Below are 22441 nucleotides of genomic sequence, written 5' to 3'. Positions count from 1 at the left end.
ACCTTGGACGCTCTGCGTCCTGCAGCGCCGACGCGGAGCGTCCACGGGAAAAGCAGTGCCGACGTGGAGGCCGAGGTTACCACGCGGAGCGTGGTAACCAGGGGGAGATGATCGGACAAAGAAAAAGGGACCCGAAGGCCCCCTTTCCCAAATAAGGAGAATGATCGTCAGATCATTCTCCTTCGGCGACCGCCTTCATGGAGAGGCGGATGCGGCCCTGGCGGTCCACCTCCAGCACCTTCACCTTGATCACGTCGCCCTCGGAGAGCTTGTCGCTCACCCGCTCGACCCGCTCCTCGCTGATCTGCGAGATGTGCACCAGGCCGTCCTTGCCGGGGAGGATGGTGACGAAGGCGCCGAAGTCCATCAGGCGCGCCACCTTGCCCTCGTAGACCTTGCCCACCTCCACCTCGGCGGTGATCAGCTCGATGCGCCGACGCGCCTCGTCGGAGGCGGCCTTGTCGGCGGAGGCGATCTTGACGGTGCCGTCGTCGGTGATGTCGATGGTGGCCCCGGTCTCCTCCTGGATCGCGCGGATGGTGACGCCGCCCTTGCCGATGACGTCGCGGATCTTGTCGGGGTCGATCTTGATGGTGTCGATGCGCGGGGCGTACTCCGACATCTCCTCGCGCGGCGCGGGGATCGCCTCGACCATCTTGGAGAGGATGTGCAGCCGGCCGCCCTTGGCCTGGGCCAGCGCCTTCTCCATGATCTCCTTGGTGATGCCCTGGATCTTGATGTCCATCTGCAGCGCGGTGATGCCGCTCTCGGAGCCGGCCACCTTGAAGTCCATGTCGCCGAGGTGGTCCTCGTCGCCCATGATGTCGGAGAGGACGGCGAACTGGTCGCCCTCCTTCACCAGACCCATCGCGATGCCGGCCACCGGAGTCTTGATCGGCACACCGGCGTCCATCAGCGAGAGGATGGTGCCGCACACCGAGGCCATCGACGAGGAGCCGTTGGACTCGGTGATCTCGGAGACCACGCGCAGGGCGTAGGGGAAGTCGTCCAGCGTCGGCATCACCGCGTGCACGCCGCGCTTGGCGAGCCGGCCATGGCCGATCTCACGCCGCTTCGGGCTGCCGACGCGGCCGGTCTCGCCGACGCAGAAGGGGGGGAAGTTGTAGTGGAGCATGAACGGCTCCTTGCGCTCCCCCTCCAGGGCATCGATGATCTGCGCGTCGCGACCGGTGCCGAGGGTGGTGACCACCAGCGCCTGGGTCTCACCGCGGGTGAACAGCGCCGAGCCGTGGGTGCGCGGCAGCACGCCGGTGCGGATGAAGATGTCGCGCACCGCGTCGAGCGGGCGGCCGTCGATGCGCGGCTCGCCGTTGAGGATGCGACCGCGGACGATCTTCTTCTCCAGGCCGGAGAAGGCGCTGCGCACCTGCTCCTCGCTCCACGGCGCCTCGTCGCCGGCGCACAGCTTGTCGATGGTGGCGTGGCGCACCGCGGAGACCCGCTCCTGGCGCTCCAGCTTGTCCTTGATCCGGTAGGCCTCGCCCAGGTCGGCCTCGGCGGCATCGCTCACCGCGGCGGCCAGCGCCTCGTCCTTCACCGGGGCGGTCCACTCCCAGTCGGGCTTGCCGACCTCGGCCTTCAGCTCGCGGATGGCCTTGATCACCACCTTGGAGTGCTCGTGACCGAACATCACCGCGCCGAGCATCACCTCCTCGGAGAGCAGCTTGGCCTCGGACTCCACCATCAGCACCGCATCCTCGGTACCGGCCACCACCAGGTCGAGGTCGGACGCCTCGGTCTCGCTCATGGTCGGGTTGAGCAGGTACTCACCATCCTTGTAGCCGACGCGGGCGGCACCGATCGGCCCGTTGAACGGCAGACCGGAGATCGCCAGCGCGGCGGAGGTGCCGATCATGGAGGGGATGTCGGGATCGATCTCGGGGTTGAGCGACATCACGGTGAGGATGATCTGGACTTCATTGGTGAAGCCCTTGGGGAATAGGGGGCGAACCGGACGATCGATGAGACGGGAGGTGAGGATCTCCTTCTCGGAGGGGCGACCTTCGCGGCGGAAGAACCCGCCGGGGATCTTGCCCGCCGCGTAGGTCTTCTCCTGGTAGTCGACCGTCAGGGGGAAGAAATCGCGACCCTCCTGGGCTTCCTTCATGCCGACCACGGTGGCCATCACCACGGTGTCGTCCATGTCGACCATCACCGCGCCGCTGGCCTGGCGGGCGATCTCGCCCGTCTCGATGGTGACCGTATGGCCGCCGTAGCTGAAGCTCTTCTTTACAGGATTCACGATTTCGTTTCCTTATCCGCCTGGGTTTTGAAGTTTGGAAAACGCTTACTTGCGCAGGCCGAGGCGCGCGATCAGGTCCTGATAGCGGGAGAGATCCTTACCCTTCAGGTAGTCGAGCAGCTTGCGACGCTGGTTGACCAGACGCAGCAGCCCCTGGCGGGAGTGGTGATCGTGCTTGTGCTCGTTGAAGTGGCCGGTGAGATCCTCGATGCGGGCGGAAAGCAGGGCCACCTGCACCTCGGGGGAACCGGTATCACCCTCGCCGCGGGCGTAGTCCTTGACGATCTGGGCTTTCTGTTCGGCAGTGATCATGGGCGTGAACTCCTGAAGGTTGAAGCGGGCTCCAGTTCACGTTCCAGAGACCGCCGTGGGTAAAAAGGGGGCCTATTCTACCGGCCACCCCATATGTGAACAAGCCGCCTTCGGCGGTGAAGGAGATGGACAGGATTAACAGGATTTACAGGTTTTTGAATTGCGCAAGGGTCTTGCCCGCAATGCCGCCCGACGCGTCCGGCGACCTCGGACCATTTTGCCTCCTCTGGCCTGTCAATCCTGAAAAATCCTGTTAATCCTGTCCATTTCTTCTATAAATTCGTGCTTAGGCATCCGAGGCGATGAGGCGGCGCGGGGCGACGCGGCCGTGGTCATCGATCTCACCGAGGCCGAGGAACCGCTCCCCGCCATCCGAGGTAGCCCCGTAGATGCGCACCCAGCCGGCGGTGGGCGACTTGGGCACCTGGATCGGCTGCCCCTGACGCAGGTAGTAGGCGGAGTCGGCGTTGAGCCGCACCTCCGGCCAATCGCGGATCGCGGTATCGATCGGCAACAGGCTCGCGTCGAGGGCCGCAAAGCCCTCGTCGGCGAGCGCCTCCAGCTCTTCGATGGTGACCATTGCCTGGTTGTCGTAGGGATCGACACCGACCCGCCGCAACGCCTCCACGTAGGCGCCACACCCCAGCACCCCACCGATATCCTCGGCGAGGGTCCGCACGTAGGTCCCCTTGGAGCAACGCACATCGAAGGAGAGCCGGTCATCCTCGTAGTCCAGCAGGTCCAGGGCGTGGATGGTCACCGGGCGCGGCTTGCGCTCCACCTCCTTGCCTTCGCGGGCCAGCTTGTAGAGCCGCTCGCCCTGGTGCTTGAGGGCGGAGTACATCGGCGGGATCTGCTCGATCTCACCGACGAAGCCGGCCAGCACCGCGCGCATCCGCGCCTCGCCATACGCCTCCACCGGACGGGTCTCGATCACCTCGCCCTCGGCGTCGCCGGTATCGGTGCGCCGGCCGAGGCGGCAGACCACCCGGTAGTGCTTGTCGGCGTCGAGCAGGAAGCTGGAGACCTTGGTCGCCTCGCCGAGACAGAGCGGCAGCATGCCGCTGGCCAACGGGTCGAGACTGCCGGTATGCCCCACCTTGTTGGCGTTGAACAGCCGCTTGACGATCTGCACCGCGCGATTGGAGGTGATTCCCGAGGGCTTGTCGAGCAGGATCACGCCGTCGACCGGACGGCCGCGATTGCGCCGGCGCCCCATCAGCGTTCCGTCCCGGGCGTATCCGGCGTCTCATCCTCCTCGTCGTGGCGGTCGGCGGAGACCGCACGATCGATCAGCGAGGCCAGTTCGTTGCCACGCACCACCGAGTCGTCGTAGACGAAATGGAGCTGCGGCACCGAGCGCAGCACCATCCGCCGGCCCAGCTCGCGGCGCAGGAAGCCGGAGGCGCGGTTGAGCCCCTCGGCGGTCACCGTCGGCTCGGCGCCGAGCACGGTGAACCACACCTTGGCGTGGGCCAGATCCTTGCTCACCTCGACCGCGGCGATGGTCACCATCCCCACCCGCGGGTCCTTCACCTCGTCGCGGATCAACTCCGCCAGCTCGCGCTGCATCTGCTCGCCGACCCGGCGACTACGCGGAAACTCTCTCGGCATATCAGTCTCTACTCAACTCTCTGGAAAAAAACGCGGAGGGCGCAAAGACGCAGAGAACGCAGAGAAGAAGATATCAATACACTCTTCTTTCTCCGCGTTCTCTGCGTCTTTGCGTCCTCCGCGTTTAATCACCCAAGCTTAAAGGGTACGCTGAACCTCGTAGCGCTCGTAGACCTCGATCTGGTCACCGGGCTTGATGTCGTTGTAGTTCTTCACGCCGATACCGCACTCGGTACCCGCCTTCACCTCGTTGACGTCGTCCTTGAAGCGGCGCAACGACTCCAGCTCACCCTCGAAGATCACCACGTTGTCGCGCAACACGCGGATCGGGTTGGAGCGGCGCACCGCGCCATCGACCACGATGCAGCCGGCGATGGCGCCGAGAATCGAGGAGCGGAAGACGTCCTTCACCTCGGCCAGACCGACGATCTCCTCGCGGATCTCCGGCGAGAGCATGCCGGAGAGCGACGCCTTCACCTCGTCGAGCAGGTCGTAGATGACGCTGTAGTAGTGGAGATCCACCCCGGTGTCGGCGACCAGCCGGCGGGCGGTGGCGTCGGCGCGCACGTTGAAGCCGAACAGCACCGCATTGGAGGCCACCGCCAGGTTGACGTCGGACTCGTTGATGCCGCCGACCCCGGAGGCGACGATCTTCACCTCCGCCTCGTCGGTGGTGATCTTGTTCAGGGAGTCGCGCAACGCCTCCACCGAACCCTGCACGTCGGCCTTCACCACCACGTTGAGGGTCGCCTTGCCGCCCTGGCCGGCGGCCTGGGCGAAGATGTCTTCCATCTTCGCCGGCCCCTGCTGGGCGAGACGCACGTCGCGGAACTTGCCCTGGCGGAACAGCGCGATCTCGCGCGCCTTGCGCTCATCGGCCAGCGCCACCACCTCATCGCCGGCGTTGGGGGTGCCGGAGAGGCCGAGCACCACCGCCGGGATCGACGGACCGGCCTCGTCGATGGGCCGCCCCGCCTCGTCGAACATGGCGCGGACACGGCCGAACTCCTGGCCGGAGAGGATGATGTCGCCCTTCTTCAGGGTACCGGACTGGACCAGCACGGTGGCCACCGGGCCGCGCCCCTTGTCGAGGGAGGACTCCACCACCACGCCGTTGGCCAACCCCTCCCGGGGGGCGGTCAGCTCCATCACCTCGGCCTGCAGGGAGATCGCATCGAGCAGCGTATCGATGCCCTCGCCGGTCTTGGCGGAAACGTGGACGAACTGGGTGTCGCCGCCCCACTCCTCGGGGATCACCTCCTGGGCCACCAGTTCGTTCTTCACCCGATCCGGATCGGCCTCGGGCTTGTCGATCTTGTTCACCGCCACCACGATCGGCACGCCGGCGGCGCGGGAGTGCTGGATCGCCTCCTTGGTCTGCGGCATCACGCCGTCGTCGGCGGCCACCACCAGCACCACGATGTCGGTCACCTGGGCACCGCGGGCACGCATCGCGGTGAACGCGGCGTGGCCGGGAGTGTCGAGGAAGGAGATGGTCCCCCGGTCGGTCTCGACGTGGTAGGCGCCGATGTGCTGGGTGATGCCGCCGGCCTCGCCGGCCGCCACCTTGGCCTTGCGGATGTAGTCGAGGAGCGAGGTCTTGCCGTGGTCGACGTGACCCATGATGGTGACCACCGGGGGACGGGCGATCGCCTCACCACTCTCGCCGCGATCGGCGAGCAGCTCGTTCTCCAGGTCGTTCTCGCTCACCGCCTTGGCGGTGTGGCCCATCTCCTCGATCACCAGGATCGCGGTATCCTGGTCGAGGACCTGGTTGATGGTGGCCATGGAGCCCATCTTCATCAGGGTCTTGATCACCTCGGCCGCCTTCACCGCCATCTTCGCCGCGAGATCGGCGACGGTAATGGTCTCGGGTACGGAGACCTCACGCACCACCGGCGCGGTGGGCCGCGCGAAGCCGTGGGCGCCACCGCCGGAGGAGGCGGCACGACGCGGCGCGGACTTCCCCCCCTTCTTGCGGCGACCACGCTTGTCGGCGGCCACGTGCAGCTCCTTGCGACCGTACTTGCCCTTACGCTCGTCGTCGTCGCGCTTGGCCGGGGCCTCGACGCGCTTCGGCGGCTCGACCCGCTTGGGCGTGTCCGCGCCCTTGCGTTGGGTGACCTGCTCGGCAGCCAGGCGCGCCTCCTCGGCGGCGCGCTTGGCGGCCTCCTCCTCGGCACGTTTGGCAGCCTCCTCCTCGGCGCGCCTGGCGGCCTCCTCCGCCTCCTGCTCCTTGCGGCGGGCCTCCTCCTCGGCGGCGATGCGGGCGGCCTCCGCCTCCTCAGCGGCACGGCGCTCGGCCTCCTCGGCGGCGCGCGCATCCTCCTCGGCCTGGCGCTTCTCCGCGTCCTGGTCCTCGATGAGCGAGCGCTTGACGTAGGTGCGTTTCTTGCGCACCTCGACGTTGACGGTCTTGCGCCCGGCACCGCCGCCCACCTTCAGCTCGCTGACGGTCTTGCGCTTGAGGGTGATCTTCTTCGGCTCCTCGGTGCCAACCTCCACCTCGGCCTCGTCTTTGCCGTGACTCTTGCGCAGGAAACGCAGCAGTTGCAGCTTCTCCTTGTCGCTGATTTCGTCATCGGCCTTGGAGATGGAGAGCCCCGCCTCACCCAACTGGGTGAGCAGGCGCTCCACCGGTATGCCGACCACGTCGGCAAACTGTTTCACGGTCACTTTCGCCATGAGTCGTACCCCCTCCGGCGGTTAGTCCTGCTGGTTCTCCTCGAACCAATGGGCGCGCGCGGCCATAATCAGCTTGGCGGCGCGCTCTTCGTCCATCCCCTCGATCTCCAGCAGGTCGTCCACCGCGAGTTCCGCCAAGTCCTCGCGTGTCACTACCTTTTGGCCGGCGAGCATTCGCGCCAGCTCCTCGTCCATCCCCTCGACTTCCAACAGGTCGTCGGCGGGCTCCGCAGTCTCCTCGTCGGCGATCGCCCGGATCAGCAGCACGTCCTTGGCGCGTGCCCGCAGCTCCTCGACGATCGCCTCGTCGAACTCTTCGATCTCGGTCATCTCGGAGGCCGGCACGTAGGCCACCTCCTCGATGGTGGTGAACCCCTCCTGCACCAGGATGTTGGCCACCTCCTCGTCCACGTCCAGCGCCTCCATGAACAGCTTCAGCACCTTCTGTGCCTCGGCCTCGCTCTTCTCCTCGGCCTGCTGCTCGGTCATCACGTTGAGCTCCCAGCCGGTAAGCTGGGAGGCCAACCGCACGTTCTGGCCACTGCGGCCGATCGCCTGGGAGAGGTTCTCCTCGGCCACCGCCACATCCATCGAATGGGAGTCCTCGTCGACGATGATCGAGACCACCTCGGCCGGCGCCATCGCGTTGATCACGAACTGCGCCGGATTGTCGTCGGAGGGAATGATATCGACCCGCTCGCCGGCCAGCTCGTTGGAGACCGCCTGGACGCGGGAGCCACGCATGCCGACGCAGGCGCCGACCGGGTCGATCCGGGGATCGATGGACTTCACCGCGATCTTCGCGCGGGAGCCGGGATCACGGGCGGCGCCGAGGATCTCGATCATCCCCTGGCCCACCTCCGGCACCTCCAGCTTGAACAGCTCCATCAGCAGCTGCGGCGCGGTGCGCGAGATGAACAGCTGCGGACCGCGCGGCTCGGGGCGGACGTCGTAGAGGTAGCCGCGGATACGATCGCCGGGACGCACCGCCTCGCGCGGGATCATCTGATCGCGGGAGATCTGTGCCTCGACGTTCTCGCCCATGTCGAGGATCACGCCGCCGCGCTCGGTACGTTTGACCACGCCCATCATCAGCTCGCCGATCCGCCCCTTGAACTGCTCGACCACCCGCGCCCGCTCGGCCTCGCGCACCTTCTGCACGATCACCTGCTTGGCGGTCTGCGCGGCGATGCGGCCGAACACCGGGTTCTCCATCGGCTCTTCGATGTAGTCGCCCACCTCCTTGGCAGTATCGATGTCGATGGCGTCCATGTGGCGGATCTCGCGATCGGGCTCCTCCATCACGGCGTCGTCCGGGATCACCAGCCAACGGCGGAAGGTGGCGTAGTCGCCGGTGGCGCGATCGATCGCCACCCGGGCATCGATCTCGCCGCCGTGGCGCTTCTTCGCCGCGGATGCCAGGGCCGCCTCGATCGCCTCGAAGATGATCTGTTTGTCGACCCCCTTCTCGTTGGAAACCGCCTCGACCACCAACAAAATTTCTTTGCTCATGCTGATGCCTCCGACAAAACCCGACTCGAGCTACATGGCCGAATCAAACTACATGGCCGAATCCAGACCATGGGCGATCAGATATCGGGAACCAGGCGCGCGTCATGGATGGAGTCGAAGTCGAGTTCGACCCGCTCTCCCTCCATCTCAATGGCCACGCATCCACCTTCAAAACCCAGCAGCCGTCCCTTGAACCGCTTGCGCCCGTCGACCGGAGCCAAGGTGCGGATCTTCACCTCGCGCCCGGCAAACCGCCGAAAATCCTCCTCGCGGAACAGCGGACGGTCGAGCCCCGGCGAGGAGACCTCCAGGGTGTACTGCCCCGGAATCGGATCCTCCACGTCGAGCACCGCGCTCAAATGGCGGCTGAGGTCGGCGCAGTCGTCCACCGTCACCCCCTGCGCCTTGTCGATGTAGACCCGCAGCAGCGAGTGGTGCCCGGCGGTGTGGAATTCCACCCCGACGGTCTCGAAGGCCATCGCCTCGGCGGTCTGCTCGACCAGCTCGCGCAGCTTCTCGGGTACGCCTCTCATGGACTCCGCTTACCGCAAAAAAAAGTGGGCCGACGCCCACTTCCGCTGTCCCGCCGCCGGCGCCCGAAAGGACGCAAGCGCCGGGGTAATAACAAAAAAGCCCCGAAAACGGGGCTCTTTTTAAAGAGTGGTAGCGGGGGCAGGATTTGAACCTGCGACCTTCGGGTTATGAGCCCGACGAGCTGCCAGACTGCTCCACCCCGCACTGGATGGCCGGTATAGTAGTGACCCGACCGCTGGAGGTCAACCCCTCATTTGGTTTTTTGCCGCAAAGCCGGCAAAAAACCGAAAATTGGTAACGGAGAACGGTCTTGAGGGCCATCCGCTTCGCGAAGGTCTCCCCGTCGGACGTCGACTTCAATAGTGAGCGAGGGGTCTGCTACCCGGGGGGGGGCGCCCCGCGTTACCATGAACCCCCTGCCAACCGGAGCCGACCATGTCCGCCGAAACCTCCTTCCGCATCGATCTCGAACAGGTCGAGGATTACGAATTCCGCGTACGCTTCGACCGCGAGCAGTTCCCCGACCTGCTGCTGGACGAACCGGCGCCGCTGGGCCGGGATGCCGGCCCCAACGCCTCGCGCATCCTCGGCGCGGCGGTGGCCAACTGCCTGTCGGCATCCCTTCTGTTCTGCCTGCGCAAGTCCCACCAGAGCCCCGGCAAGGTGAAGGCGGGGGTGACCGTGGAGATGGCGCGCAACGAGCGCAACCGGCTGCGGGTCGGGCGCATCCAGGTGGATATCGACGTCGCCGGTCTGGACGATCCGGCGCGCATGGGACGCTGCCTCGATCTGTTCGAGGAGTTCTGCGTGGTCACCGCCAGCATCCGCGAAGGGATCACGGTGGAGGTGGCGGTCACCGCCGACGGGCGCCCGCTGGATCTCTGAGCGGTGGAAGGGACGACGGCCTGGACCCTGCGCAAGGCGCCGGCCATCAAGCGACTGCTGCTGCGGCTGGGCGAGCGTTTCGGCGCCGACACCCTCGCCCTGGACACCCGCCCCACCGAGCACCAGGCGATCCACCTCGCGCTCTGGGACCAGCCGGCGCTCGCCGCCTATGTCCACACCTACGGTCAGCCCGCCGATCGCTTCGGCCTGCATCTGGAGTTTCCGGCCACCGACGGGCAGCCGCTACCGCCCGAGGAGGTCTATGAGGAGCTGACCGCGGAGCAGCTGCTGGAGGCCCTGGCAATCCATTTCGAACTGCCCGGGAATGGCGGGGAGTAGCGCGCCGCTCAACCGGCCGCCCCCTCCCGGAGCAAGCGGGCCAGACGCCGGCGCAATGGGGGCATCGTCACCCAGGCACGCAGCGAGCGCTTGCGGCTCCCTTTGATCAGCGAGGAGGGATCGAAATAGGCCCTGGCGTTGCCCGGCGTCAGCACGAACGGGGGCTGGCCTGCGCCACACAGCAGGGCACTCATCACCAGGGCGCCGGTGCGGTGGTTGCCTTCGACGAAGAGCTGGGGTTCGGAGAGGATGTGGATATAGGCGCCGGCGGCCCGCTCCCACACCGTATCGCCGCCGTGGTCGGCGAGATAGTTCATCAGCGCCCGGACGCCACCGGGGCTGCGGTCGTCATAGAAGCGCCGCGCGGTCTGCTCCAGGTGGGGCGGCCACTCTTCCCGCTCGCCGGGACAGCTTCCGCACAGCACCAGGCAATTGAGCCGCAGCAGGTGGCGGGAGTTGCCGACGGCGAGCGGGTCGATGCCCTCCGCCAGCAGGTGGGCCAGGTAGCGATAGCCGGCGAGGAGGTAATCGACCACCTCGTCGCTCAGCGGATCGCGCGACGTGCCCAGCGCACCGTTGATATGCGCGAAGTCGCGCTGTACGGCACGCAGCGACCGCTCGATGGCCGCGAGATCGAAAGCGCCGGTCGACAATCCTTCGCCGCCTCGTTTCCGCTCAGCTGAACTCGCCGGAGATGTACTCCTTGGTGAGCTGCTCCCGCGGATCCTCGAAGACCTGCTGCGTCGCCCCCATCTCCACCAGATAGCCGGTGCGCCCGCCCTTGGAGATGTCCACGGAGAAGAACGCCGTGGTATCGGCGACTCGCGTGGCCTGCTGCATGTTGTGGGTCACCAGGGCGAGGGTGTAGTTCTCCTTCAGCTCCAGCATCAGCTCCTCCACCTGGCGGGTGGCGATGGGGTCGAGGGCGGAACAGGGCTCGTCCATCAACAGCACGTCAGGTTCGGTGGCCACCGCGCGGGCGATGCACAGGCGCTGCTGCTGACCGCCGGAGAGGGAGAGGCCGCTGTTCTTCAGCTTGTCCTTGACCTCCTTCCACAGGGCCGCCCGCTCCAGGGCGGCCTGCACCTTCTCCTCCACGTCACCGCGGAAGCGGTTCAGCCGCAGACCGAAGGCGACGTTGTCGTAAATGCTCATGGAAAAGGGGTTCGGCTGCTGGAACACCATGCCGATGTAACGGCGCACCACCACCGGATCCACCCGCTTGGCGTAGATGTCCTGGCCGTGGTACATCACGCTGCCCTCGAAGCGGAAGGCCGTGATCAGGTCGTTCATCCGGTTCAGGCTGCGCAGCACGGTGGACTTGCCGCAGCCCGAGGGGCCGATGAAGCCGGTGATCTTCTTCTTCTCGATGGGCACCGTACTATCGCGCACGGCGAGGAAGTCACCGTAGAAGATCTTGCCCACGCTGCAATTGATGACGACATCGCCGTTCGCCTGGAACGGCTCCGCGACGAACGCCGCCTCTGCGGTTGCACTCATTTGACTCTACCTCGGTTGCGAATTTTGGCGATTGGCGGAGGACAAGGTCCGTTCCCCGACGGAAATCGCCTCATACCTTCGGCTGCCCGAACAGGCGCGCCAGGATGTTGAACACCAGCACGATCAGCACCAGCACCAGGGACGCCGCCCAGGCGAGCTCGATCTGGTTTGCGAAGGGCATGCCGGAGAAGTTGTAGATCAGGATGGAGAGGGAGGCGGTGGGTTCGCCCAACTCCGAGATGTAGTAGTTGCTGAACAGCGCGGTGAACAGCAGCGGCGCCGACTCGCCCGCCGCGCCGGCGATGGCCAGCATCACCCCGGTGAGGATGCCCGGCAGTCCGGTGGGCAGCACCACTTTCCAGATCACCTGGGTGCGGGTGCAGCCCATGCCGTAGGCCGCATCCTTCATCCGCTGTGGCACCTGCGCCATCGCCTCTTCGGCGGCCAGCACCACGGTGGGGAGCATCAGCACCGCCAGCGCGATGCCGCCGGCCCACGCCGAGTAGCCCCAGTTGACCACCACCACCGCGTAGACGAAGACACCCGCGAGGATCGAGGGGAAGCCGGTGAGCACCTTGGCGAGGAAACGCGAGGTGGTGGCGATGCGGCTCTTCGGGTCGAGCACGCCCAGGTAGATCGCCGCCAGGATGCCGGTGGGAAGGCTGATCAGCGAGGCGATCAGTACCATCACCAGGGTACCGACGATGGCTGGACCGACGCCGCCGCCCATCTCGAAGCCGGCCGGCGGCAGACCGGTCAGCACCTCGGCGAACTCGGCGCTGAACAGCCGCGAGCCTCCCTGCACCAGCAGCATGTAGATCACCGAGAAGAGCGGAACCGCGGCGAGCAGCGCGAAGATCCAGGTGAGGCCGGTCAACAGGCCGCTCTTGACCGCGCGGATCTCGAACGGCTGGCGGTTCAACTGCGGCACCGCGGCCTCCTGCACGGAGGCGGTGAGTTCGACGTCGCTCATTTCTTACCCTCGAACTTGCGAATGGTGTACTGCTGCACGGCCAGGCCGGCCACGTTGACCACGAAGGTGATGGCGAGCAGCACCAGGGCGGCATACATCAGCGCCTGCACCTCGATCTGGCCCGCCTCCGGGAAGTTGGAGGCGAGCAGCGAGGCCAGGGTATCGGCCGGGGCAAACAGCGAGAGGCTGATCTGGTTGGCGTTGCCGATCAGCATCGCCAGCGCCATGGTCTCGCCGAGGGCGCGGCCGAAACCGAGGACCAGGGCAGCGAGGATGCCGGAGGAGGCGGTGGGGAGCATCACCTTGAGGATCGCCTCCCAGCGGGTGGTGCCCATGCCGTAGGCGGCCTCCTTCACCTTGTAGGGAATGCGCCGGAAGGCGTCCACCGAGATGGCGGCGACGGTCGGCAGGATCATGATCGCCAGCACCAGGGCGGCGGGGGCCATGCCCGGACCGGCCAGGTCGCTGCCGAACAGCGGGAACCAGCCCAGATGCCCGTGCAGCCACTCGGCACCGGGCTTGAGCAGCGGGATCAACACGTGGATGCCCCACAGGCCGAACACCACCGACGGGATCGCCGCCAGCATCTCGACGACGGTGCGAAACACCGTCGCCAGACGGTGGTGGATGAAATCCTGGGTCAGGAAGATGGCGATGCCGATGCCGAACAGCCCGCCGATCAGCAGGGCCAGCAGGGAGCTGTATAAAGTACCCCAGATCTCGGGAAGGACACCGAATTGACCCTGGCTGGCGTTCCAACTGGTGCCGGTGACGAAACCGAGGCCGTACTCGCCGATCGCCGGCGCCGCCTGGCGCCCGATCTCCCACAGGATGTAGGCGGCGAGCGCGATGATCAGCACGGCGCTACTCCAGGCGACGCTGCGGAAGATGCGGTCCCGGGTGTATTCCGCCGCGCTGGGGGGACATGAAAGAGAGGTCGCGGAGGCGGCCGCTTCGATGTGCTTGCTCATAGGCTTTCCGACCGTGATCACTTGCCCTGCCCGGACCGCACAAGCGGTCCGGGCCCACGGGTCATGTCATGCCGTTACTTGATGTACTCGGCGGCAGACAGGACCTTCTCCGCGACGCTCGCGGGCAGCGGGATGTAGCCCATGGAGTCGGCGATCTTCTGCCCCTCCTCGACGCCGTAGCGCACCAACTTGCGCAGGGCTTCGGCCTTGGCGTCGTCCTGGTCCTTGTAGAACAGCATCCAGGTGAAGCTGGCGATCGGGTAGGAGGCATCGCCCTCGGGGTCGGTGACCCAGGCGATCAGGTTCGGCACGTCGCTGCCGGGCAGGGTGCCCTCGGGGAACCGGGCGGCGGCCAGGGCGGCGGCACCGCTCTCCGGACCGGGGGCGACGAACTTGCCGGCCTTGTTCTCCAGCTTGGCGACCTGCTTCCAGCCGGTCAGCTTGGCGTAGCCGTACTCGACATAGCCGATGGCGCCGTCGTTCTGCTGCACCTGGGCGGTAACGCCGTCGTTCTTCGGCGCGGCGACGAAGGTGCCGGTCTGCGGCCAGGCCGGGGCCTTGCCCTGGCCGACGTTGTTCTTGAAGGTGTCGCTGATCGCCGAGAGGTGACCGGTGAAGATGAACGAGGTGCCGGAGGAGTCGGAACGGGTCACCACGGTGATGTTCTTGTCGGGCAGCGAGACGCCGGGGTTGGTGGCGGCGATGGCCGGATCGTTCCACTTGGTCACGGTGCCGGAGAAGATGCCGGCGTAGGCGGTGCGCGACAGCTTCAGGCCATCGACCCCCTTGAGGTGGTAGATCAGCACGATCTCACCGGCGGTCATCGGCAGCAGGACCACGCCCTGCTTCACCTTGGCCATCTCCTTCTCATTCATCGCCGCGTCGGAAGCGGCGAAGTCCACCGTGCCGTTGATCAGGTCCTGGATGCCCGCGCCGCTACCCTTGGACTGGTAGTCGACGCGGATGCCGTCATGGGAAGCGCTGAAGTCCTTGAACCACTTGGAGTAGATCGGGAAGGGGAAGCTCGCGCCGGAGCCGTTCAACTTGACCTCAGCACCGGCGCTGGCGGAGAGGGCCATCATCGAGGCGAATCCGGCGGCGAGTGCCACCTTGGTGAAATACGACTTTCGCATCATTGCTTGCTCCCATGGGATGAATGAAAAAACAGGCGGCAACGCGAGGCCGCTGAAGCTCATCCTTGAGCCTCGCCGGACCCCGGCGTGCCGAAGCAGCGTGGGAGTATCTCCGCCGCGTATGACGTTGACGTGAAGCTTTGATGACAGGGATTTGTGAACGGAACGCGCGGCGGTTCCGACAGGGTGTGCCGCCGTCACCGGGAGGACCGCACCCCGCCATGGAGGGAGAAATTTCGAGCCAATGGACACTAAACCGCCGGCCGAGGCGAACGCCGGCCGACACCCGACAACCGAGGAGCGATACGCCATGACACCGCTGGAACGCGTCGAAAGCCTGCACCGGGAGCTGGTTCAGCACTACCACGAGGCGCGGGACGCCGAACTGCGCGCCGCAACCAAGCTGCTGCTGGTCGCCATCGCCGAGCTGATGCGCCACGGCGGCCCCGGCTGGCACAACCTGCTGAACGAATACACCCAGATCGCCCGGCAGGACCCGGAGCGCTTCCGGCGCATGGTGCAGGCCAACCGGACCAATCCGGGGGATCCCGGCGACGACCATCAGTTGCTATGTTGACTAACGCCCCCGGCGCTCACACCGCCCGCAAACAGTGCACGCTGAAGTGCTGTTCCGCGTCCAGCCACACCTCGCACGGCGCAAACCCGGCGCCGGCGGCGAGTTGTTGAAAACCGTCCACCGTGTATTTGTACGAATTCTCCGTGTGCAGGCTCTCCCCCTCGGCGAAATCGACGCACTCCCCGGCGATCCGCGCCTGCTGGGGAATGCGGCTGATGAGATGCATCTCGATCCGCCCCGGCATGGGGTTGTAGAAGGCGTAGTGGGCAAAGTGATCGATCTCGAAATCCGCCTCCAGCTCGCGGTTCATCCGCTCCAGCAGATTGAGATTGAACGCCGCGGTGACCCCGTCGCGGTCGTTGTAGGCGTCGTTGAGTACGGTGGGCTCCTTCTTCAGATCGACGCCGATGAGCAGATGGCCGCCCACACCGAGGAGTTCACGCGTGCGTTGCAACAACAGGCAGGCCGCGTCGGGCTCGAAGTTACCGATGCTGGAACCGGGAAAGAAGGCCGCACGCGGCAGCTCGGACGGGCTGTGCGGTAGCTCGAACGGGGCCGAGTAGTCCGCGCAGGTGGCGTGTATCTGCAATTGCGGATAGTCGCCGGCGAGGGTCTGTGCCGACTCCAGCAGATGCTGCCTGGAGATGTCGATGGGCATGTAGGCCGCCGGTCGCAGCGCATCCAACAGCAGCCGAACCTTCCTGCTGCTGCCGCTGCCCAGCTCCAACAGCAGGCAATCCTTGCCCAGATAGCCGGCCATGGCCGGGGCATGCCGTTCGAGAATGCCGATCTCGGTGCGGGTGGGATAGTACTCGGGCAACTCGGTGATGGTATCGAACAGCTGCGAGCCGCGCCGGTCGTAGAAGAACTTCGGCGACAGCCGCTTGCGCTCCGCCCCCATGCCGCTCAACACCTCGCTCTTGAAGTCGGCCAGCGACGGGTGCAGATCGTAGAATTGGAGGTTCATGCCGCATCCTCCGCCAGACGCATGCCCTTGAACTGCCAGCGCTCGTGGGGATAGAAGAAGTTGCGGTAGGTGACGCGCACATGGTCGTCCGCGGTGACGCAGGAGGCGCCGCGCAGGGTCTGCTGGTTGCACATGAACTTGCCGTTGTATTCGCCCAATGCGCCGGAGGCGGTGCGGAAACCGGGGTAAGGTTGATAGGCGCTGCGAGTCCACTCCCACACGTCGCCGAACAGTTGCTGCAGGCCACCGCCATCCTGTTCCGAGGCCGGGGTAGGATGCAGAAAGTCCGCGTTGCGCAGGTTGCCGGCGACGGTGCAATTGGCCGCCGCGCACTCCCACTCCGCCTCCGTGGGCAACCGCTTGCCCGCCCAGGTGGCATAGGCATCCGCCTCGTAATAACTGATGTGACACACCGGCTCGTCTTCCCGCAGCGGCCGCATACCGCCCAAGGTGTAGAGCCACCACGCACCATCCTGCCGCTCCCAATAGAGCGGCGCGCGCCATTGGCGTTCGTGGATGCACTTCCAGCCGTCGGATAGCCACAGCGCCGGATCGTCGTAACCGCCGGCCTCGATGAACTCCAGGTATTCGCCGTTGGTGACCAGCCGCGAGGCCAGCCGATAGGGTTGGACGAACACGCCATGGCGCGGGCGCTCGTTGTCGTAGGCGAAGCCGTCGCCGGCGTAGCCGATCTCGCGCACCCCGCCGGAGAACTCCAGCCACTGCGGCGGAGCCACCCGCACGACGGGGCTCTCGGGCAGCTCGTCGCGATAGGCCGGGCGCAACGGATTGAAGCCGAGATTATATTTCAGGTCGGTCAACAACAGCTCCTGGTGCTGCTGTTCGTGATTGAGTCCGATGTAGAGCCGTAGCGCGATCTGCTCCCACGCCGACTGCGGGGCACCATCGATCAACTCACCCATCTGCTCGTCGACGTGGGCGCAGTAACGGAAGATCTCCTCCACCGTCGGCCGCGACAGCAACCCCCGTTGCGGCCGCGGGAAAAAGCCGCCCGTGACCTGCTCATAGTAGGAGTTGAACAGATAACGATAACGCGGATGGAAGGGACGGTAGCCGGGCTTGAATTCGACCAGGATGAAGGTCTCGAAGAACCAGGTGACGTGGGCGACGTGCCATTTCGCCGGGCTCGCCTCGACGGTGGTCTGGATCACGTAGTCCTCGACCGCCAGCGGACTACAGATCCGCGCCGTCTCCTGCCGAATGCGACGGAAATCGGCCACTGCCTCGCCGCGGGCAACGGCATGGGGGAAAGACATCGTATCGACCCTCCTGCTGAGCGACATCATCCAAACAGGTCATCTCATCCATCACCACCGGCCATCGGAACCACCCGCCGGTGGGAGCATTCCACTCCCTTGGGGCCGGCGCTTCGCGATCGGCCACACCGAAGCGCCGCCGCATGATGCAGCGCATACCCGGCCGCTCCTGCGATCTCGCGACCAAGGGGGAACTGGATGATATTTACGTTATTTATAGGTTCGGGCGTGCGCCGCAGAATAACACTGTTCCCCCCCGTTACCTAGGTGACGAACGATTTGTCGAAAAAAAGTGATGCGACAAGATACACCGAACGACAACCATTATATTGATACTCACTCATTCCGCTCATCCGCGTCGATTGCCGTCATTACGCTACCTATGGAATATGACTTTCCCGTTTCTCCCTCGGCGCTTGTGCCACCGCAAATTTCATTGCACTATCGGCCCGCAAGATACAATCAACGCAGCATGAATAATTCATAAAACATTCGAGCAACCGTATTCGCTCGATCAGGATACGGAGCGCGATCGCGCACCCCTTCCGCCCGCTATCAAGGAACCGACGCGAACATGCCGATCCACGAACCCGACCCCTGGCGGATCCCCTTCTTCGCGGATACCCCCTGCCCGGCGGATATCCATATTCCGACCAAGGACCCCGATGCCTGGAACCGCCATGCACAGCATCGCTGGGTCTACGACAAGCTGCGCATCGCCGAGAGCCAGGGGCTCGCTTGCGCCCCTCACGGCGTCGCCCCGCCGCGCTTTCCGGTCTTCTCCAAGCCGCTGGTCAATCTGATGAGCATGGGGGCCGGCAGCCGCACCCTGCACAGCAGCGAGGAGTACGAAGACGCCAAGACCGCCGGTCACCTGTGGATGGAGCTGCTCAGCGGACGACACGTATCGAGCGACGTCGCGCTGGTGGACGGGGTCGCCCGCTGGTGGCGCCACGCCACCGGCGTCCCGCTGGCCGGCGGCACCTTCGACTACTGGACCATCCAGGCGGCACCGGAACCCGAACTGGAGGCCTACTGCGGCGCCTGGATCGAGACCCATCTCAGGGGCTACACCGGCATGCTCAACCTGGAGACCATCGGCGGCCGCATCATCGAGGTCCACCTCCGCTTCGCCGACCAGTGGCCGGACCTCTACGGCGCCGGCTGGGTCGAGGCGCTGGTGCGGCTCTACGCGCAGGGGCGCTGGGAGTTCGCCGACCCCGACCGACGCGACGGCTACTCCGTGGTGCTGTTCACGCCCCACGACGATCATCAGCGCCCGCCGCCGCCGGAGCGGATCGAGCAGGCGCGGCGCCTCCCCGGGGTGACCTCGGTACAGATCCCGTTCCACACCGACCGCCCCGCCGCCAGCCACTCGATGCCGCCGGGCGGCTTCCGCCTCGCCATCGTCAACTGCCACGACCTCGAGGCGGGGCGCGCCGCGCGCCGCCTGCTGGCCCGCTCACTGCCGGAAGCGGGGACGATTCAAGCATCGACCGATACCAACAGGCACCGCCCACCGATGGCGGCGCCACCACAACGAGGAGGGGGAAGCGATGAAATGGTTTCGTAAGGAGATCGCCCCGCGGGGCGCGCTGCTCGCGCTCACCGCGCTGCTCGCATCGGGGGTGATCGCCCCCAGCTGGGCCGACGGCTGCGGCAAGGGTTTCAGTCCGCAGGCCCTGAAGCCCACCGATCCGCAACTCTGCCAATCCCTGGCGGCCGCGGTACGCGACCCCTCGGCGCTGCCGCTGAACCAATACGAAGAGCAGCTCAACCAGTTCTTCGGCCACTGGTGCCACCGCGACCCCGCCTCCGGCTGGGCGCACGACAAGGATGTGCGCGACACCGGGCCCTACACCGCGGTCCGCGGCAGCGGTGAGTGGAGCGGGAACTATCACGGCACCCACTCGCCGGTGATGATCTGGTACTCGCCGGAGATGGTGGAGTGGCTCAAGACCAACCGCCCGGCGGGGGGCGAGCCGGTGGCCGCGCCCGCGCCGATCCCCGACGGCGCGATCATGGTCAAGGAGATGTACCCCACGCCGGCCGCCGCCTGTGCCGGCACCGACCCCTACCACCTCTTTCCCACCAGCGGCGCGGCGATCATGGTGCGCGACCGCCAAGCCTCCCACGACGGCTGGTTCTGGGGCTGGTACGGCTGGGAAGGCGAGGGCTGGAGCCCGGACTGGCCGGCCGACCCGAAGAAGAACGGACTGCCCAACATGGGCTTCGGCCAGTACTGCATGAACTGCCACGCCTCGGCCCAGCAGATGACCTTCTCCGACCTGCGCAACATCGCCGGCGAGCCCGGCGATCCGCTGGTCTATCTCTCCCAGGACTTCTTCAACAACCAGTATCTCGGAGGCGGCACCCCCGCTACACCGGCCAAGCGCTCACCGGCCAACGACACCATGAGCGGGCTCATGACCTCCAGCGACATCCACCAGCAACACGCGACCGTCGAAGGGGGCACCGTCCCGCTCACCTCGCCGCTCGCCCAGTCCCTGCCGGAGATGCCCTCGTCGATCAAACGCAAGGGCGACGAAGGGGGATCGGGCCGCCACGTCCCCTTCCGCCTCACCTCGCAGACCTACGACAACGTCTGGATGCCCGCCTCGGGCCCCGCCCCGGAGAGCATGTACCTGACCAGCGACCAGTGCCTCGGCTGCCACGACGCCGGCAGTACCGGCCTGCAGTTCGACATGACCACGCCCGACCCCCACGGCGACAAGCTGCTCAACCTCTCCCCCTACGCCACCTGGCGCACCTCGCCGATGGGCCTGGCCGGACGGGACCCGATCTTCCTCGCCCAGTTGGCGAGCGAGACCCAGACCTTCCACCCGGAGAGCTCCGACCTGATCCAGACCACCTGCCTCGGCTGCCACGGCATCCAGGGGCAGCGTCAGTACCAGATCGACCACTTCCAGAAGGACGGGGAGTGCGGGACCTTCGAACGCTCGATGATCGACGCCGCCCCCTACCCGGACGGCAACCCCGCCGCCAAGGACGCCAAATACGGCGCCCTCTCCCGCGACGGCATCGCCTGCTCCGGCTGCCACCACATGGTGCTGGGGCCGCAGGATACGCAGAAGTATCAGGGGGCGACGCAGAACGCCTGCGTAATGCAGCGTCAAGCGCTGTTGAACCCCGACGAAACCGGCTTCGCCAAGACCTTCACCGGCAGCTTCCTGGTGGGTGAGGAGGACAAGTTCTACGGCCCGTTCGCCCAGCCGAAGACCCGGCCGATGGTGCAATCCCTGGGCACCGCCCCCGCGCAGAACGCCATCATGAAGGACTCGGAGGTGTGCGGCACCTGCCACACGGTGCATCTGCCGGTGATCGACAACGGAAAATTCATCGGCCACTTCTACGAGCAGACCACCTATCCCGAGTGGGCCTTCAGCGACTACCGTACCGGCAAATCGGTGTACGGCCCGCTGCCGGAAGGCGCCGGGCCCAAGGCGCAGAGCTGCCAGGGCTGCCACATGGCCTCCGGCGACCAACACGGCAAGTTCCGCAGCAAGATCGCCAGCATCCAGGAGTTCTCCAACTTCCCCGAGGCCGAGCACCGGCTGCCCAAGGAGGAGATCGACCTGCAGGTGCGTGAAGGCTTTGCCAAGCACACCCTGGTCGGCCTCAACCTGTTCCTGGTGGAGATGTTCAAGCAGTTCCCCGAGGTGCTGGGGGTCTCCGAACAGGACCCGATGCTGGGGAGCAAGGGGCTGAGCCCGATCCAGCTCACCGCCCGCGCCATGGAGGAGCAGGCCGCCCACGCCACCGCCACCATCCAGGTGGTCGGCAAGCCGACCATCGCCAAGGGCCAGCTCGCCGCCACCGTCGCCATCGCCAGCCTGACCGGCCACAAGTTCCCCTCCGGGGTCGGCTTCCGCCGCGCCTTCCTCACCTTCGAGGTGCTCGACGCCAAGGGCGACACCCTGTGGGCCTCGGGGCGGGTCAACCCGGCCGGCGAACTGGTCGACGAGCAGGGCCAGGTGCTCCCCGGCGAGCTGTGGTGGGAGAAGGACTGCGCGGGACGGATCGCCCCGGAGAAGCGCCTGCACCAACCCCACTACCAGGTAATCTCGCGCCAGGACCAGGTGCAGATCTATCAGGAACTGGTCAGCACCCCGCCGCTGAAGAGCCAGGACGGGAAGGCGCCCCAGTGCGGCCACGGGGTGGCCCCGGCGGGCCAGTTGACCACCGGCTTCCTCGGCATCTGCACCGTGGTCAAGGACAACCGCCTGCCCCCGCCCGGCTACCTCGGCCTGAAGGAGCGCAAGGCGATCGCCAAGGCCCTGGGCGCCGGCGAGGACCTGGCCGAGGACTCCGGCTTCGTCGGCATCGACGGCGATCCCGACTACACCGGCCCGACCGCCAACGGCGGCGACACCCTGCGCTACGAGGTCCCCCTCAGCGCGATCCACGGCGAGCCGGCGAGCGTGCGCGCCACCCTCTCCTACCAGGCGATCCCGCCGTTCTTCCTGCAGGACCGGATGTGCACCGCGGTGGGCAACGACACCAACCGCCTGGCCTATCTGGCCAGCCGCCTGAACCTGGACGACACCCTGGCCAAGGACTGGGCGCTCAAGGTGGTCGATACGGGTGAAGTCGCCGTGGTGCGCTGAGGCGACGACCCCGCAAGTGAGGTGCCATGGAGGCCCTCCGTGGAAACGGAGGGCCTCTTTTCGTTCCCCGTCCCGTCAACGGCTTACGGCCGGTCCCCACGCACGTCCCCGTAGGTCGCCAATACCTTGGCGACGGGAACGGAGGCACCGCTGCATGAGCAACCGCCGCGCTCCCCGAGCGCTTCATCCGTTCGGCCAGGCTCGGCGGCAACCCACACACCACTGCCCCCGTTTGCGTCGCCGAAGCATCGGCGACCTACGAATCCGCCGT

At 66.3% G+C, this 22441-nt stretch carries 19 protein-coding genes and 1 tRNA gene; 5 read left to right on the top strand and 15 right to left on the bottom strand.

Annotated features, from left to right (window positions below; translation table 11 throughout):
- Positions 1–172: 172 nt before the first annotated feature.
- From pnp to ACYQ2W_RS01285, 8 genes are all read right to left on the bottom strand, one after another.
- Positions 173–2263, bottom strand: coding sequence for a polyribonucleotide nucleotidyltransferase (gene pnp / locus ACYQ2W_RS01320; protein ID WP_459862636.1), 2091 nt, complete (start codon positions 2261–2263; stop codon positions 173–175).
- 45 nt (positions 2264–2308) lie between these two features.
- Positions 2309–2575, bottom strand: a complete 267-nt coding sequence (gene rpsO, locus ACYQ2W_RS01315) for a 30S ribosomal protein S15 (RefSeq protein WP_459862635.1) — start codon at positions 2573–2575, stop codon at positions 2309–2311.
- A gap of 286 nt (positions 2576–2861) precedes the next feature.
- Positions 2862–3794 (bottom strand): tRNA pseudouridine(55) synthase TruB, encoded by a 933-nt coding sequence (truB, locus tag ACYQ2W_RS01310; protein WP_459862633.1) that lies wholly within the window; start codon positions 3792–3794, stop codon positions 2862–2864.
- Complete coding sequence (gene rbfA, locus ACYQ2W_RS01305; RefSeq protein ID WP_459862631.1) at positions 3794–4189, bottom strand: 30S ribosome-binding factor RbfA; 396 nt, start codon at positions 4187–4189, stop codon at positions 3794–3796. Before rbfA ends, truB begins: the two co-directional genes overlap by 1 nt.
- 138 nt (positions 4190–4327) lie before the next feature.
- Positions 4328–6874, bottom strand: coding sequence for a translation initiation factor IF-2 (gene infB / locus ACYQ2W_RS01300; protein WP_459862629.1), 2547 nt, complete (start codon positions 6872–6874; stop codon positions 4328–4330).
- A gap of 21 nt (positions 6875–6895) precedes the next feature.
- Entirely contained in the window at positions 6896–8386 is a 1491-nt protein-coding gene (gene nusA, locus ACYQ2W_RS01295; protein WP_459862627.1) for a transcription termination factor NusA, read from the bottom strand.
- A 77-nt stretch (positions 8387–8463) separates the two neighbouring features.
- The gene (gene rimP, locus ACYQ2W_RS01290) at positions 8464–8919 is read right to left on the bottom strand and encodes a ribosome maturation factor RimP (RefSeq protein ID WP_459862625.1); all 456 of its coding nucleotides are present in this window, start codon (positions 8917–8919) and stop codon (positions 8464–8466) included.
- A gap of 128 nt (positions 8920–9047) precedes the next feature.
- Positions 9048–9124, bottom strand: a tRNA-Met gene (locus ACYQ2W_RS01285).
- Between the two features lie 231 nt (positions 9125–9355).
- Between ACYQ2W_RS01285 and ACYQ2W_RS01280 the strand changes: the two genes are divergently transcribed.
- Positions 9356–9805, top strand: a complete 450-nt coding sequence (locus tag ACYQ2W_RS01280; RefSeq protein ID WP_459862623.1) for an OsmC family protein — start codon at positions 9356–9358, stop codon at positions 9803–9805.
- 3 nt (positions 9806–9808) lie between these two features.
- Positions 9809–10144 carry a hypothetical protein gene (locus tag ACYQ2W_RS01275; RefSeq protein WP_459862621.1) on the top strand — a complete coding sequence of 112 codons (336 nt, stop codon included), beginning with the start codon at positions 9809–9811 and terminating at the stop codon, positions 10142–10144.
- Between the two features lie 8 nt (positions 10145–10152).
- Here ACYQ2W_RS01275 and ACYQ2W_RS01270 read toward each other — a convergent pair whose 3' ends face one another.
- The 5 genes from ACYQ2W_RS01270 to pstS form a co-directional block, all read right to left on the bottom strand.
- Positions 10153–10797 (bottom strand): hypothetical protein, encoded by a 645-nt coding sequence (locus tag ACYQ2W_RS01270; RefSeq protein WP_459862619.1) that lies wholly within the window; start codon positions 10795–10797, stop codon positions 10153–10155.
- 22 nt (positions 10798–10819) lie between these two features.
- The gene (gene pstB / locus ACYQ2W_RS01265; protein ID WP_459862617.1) at positions 10820–11644 is read right to left on the bottom strand and encodes a phosphate ABC transporter ATP-binding protein PstB; all 825 of its coding nucleotides are present in this window, start codon (positions 11642–11644) and stop codon (positions 10820–10822) included.
- A gap of 70 nt (positions 11645–11714) precedes the next feature.
- Entirely contained in the window at positions 11715–12617 is a 903-nt protein-coding gene (pstA, locus tag ACYQ2W_RS01260; RefSeq protein ID WP_459862615.1) for a phosphate ABC transporter permease PstA, read from the bottom strand.
- A complete protein-coding gene (gene pstC / locus ACYQ2W_RS01255) occupies positions 12614–13588 on the bottom strand; it encodes a phosphate ABC transporter permease subunit PstC (RefSeq protein ID WP_459862613.1) in 975 nt (324 codons plus the stop codon). The genes pstA and pstC overlap by 4 nt, the downstream gene beginning before the upstream one ends.
- Positions 13589–13662: 74 nt before the next feature.
- A complete protein-coding gene (gene pstS / locus ACYQ2W_RS01250; RefSeq protein WP_459862638.1) occupies positions 13663–14721 on the bottom strand; it encodes a phosphate ABC transporter substrate-binding protein PstS in 1059 nt (352 codons plus the stop codon).
- Between the two features lie 310 nt (positions 14722–15031).
- Here pstS and ACYQ2W_RS01245 point away from each other — a divergent pair, with 310 nt between their 5' ends.
- Complete coding sequence (locus ACYQ2W_RS01245) at positions 15032–15298, top strand: hypothetical protein (protein ID WP_459862611.1); 267 nt, start codon at positions 15032–15034, stop codon at positions 15296–15298.
- 16 nt (positions 15299–15314) lie between these two features.
- On the opposite strand, the gene egtD is transcribed toward ACYQ2W_RS01245, so the two are convergent.
- Positions 15315–16265 (bottom strand): L-histidine N(alpha)-methyltransferase, encoded by a 951-nt coding sequence (egtD, locus tag ACYQ2W_RS01240; protein ID WP_459862610.1) that lies wholly within the window; start codon positions 16263–16265, stop codon positions 15315–15317.
- Positions 16262–17542 (bottom strand): ergothioneine biosynthesis protein EgtB, encoded by a 1281-nt coding sequence (egtB, locus tag ACYQ2W_RS01235; RefSeq protein ID WP_459862608.1) that lies wholly within the window; start codon positions 17540–17542, stop codon positions 16262–16264. The genes egtD and egtB overlap by 4 nt, the downstream gene beginning before the upstream one ends.
- A 574-nt stretch (positions 17543–18116) precedes the next feature.
- On the opposite strand from egtB, the gene ACYQ2W_RS01230 reads away from it, so the two are divergent.
- Positions 18117–19115, top strand: a complete 999-nt coding sequence (locus ACYQ2W_RS01230) for a hypothetical protein (protein ID WP_459862607.1) — start codon at positions 18117–18119, stop codon at positions 19113–19115.
- Complete coding sequence (locus ACYQ2W_RS01225) at positions 19099–22170, top strand: hypothetical protein (protein ID WP_459862605.1); 3072 nt, start codon at positions 19099–19101, stop codon at positions 22168–22170. Before ACYQ2W_RS01230 ends, ACYQ2W_RS01225 begins: the two co-directional genes overlap by 17 nt.
- Positions 22171–22441: the final 271 nt, after the last annotated feature.

The sequence above is a fragment of the Endothiovibrio diazotrophicus genome (genome assembly GCF_054657215.1).
The sequence above is the reverse complement of the archived record's forward strand: the minus strand, read 5'-3'. Positions and strand labels throughout refer to the sequence as shown.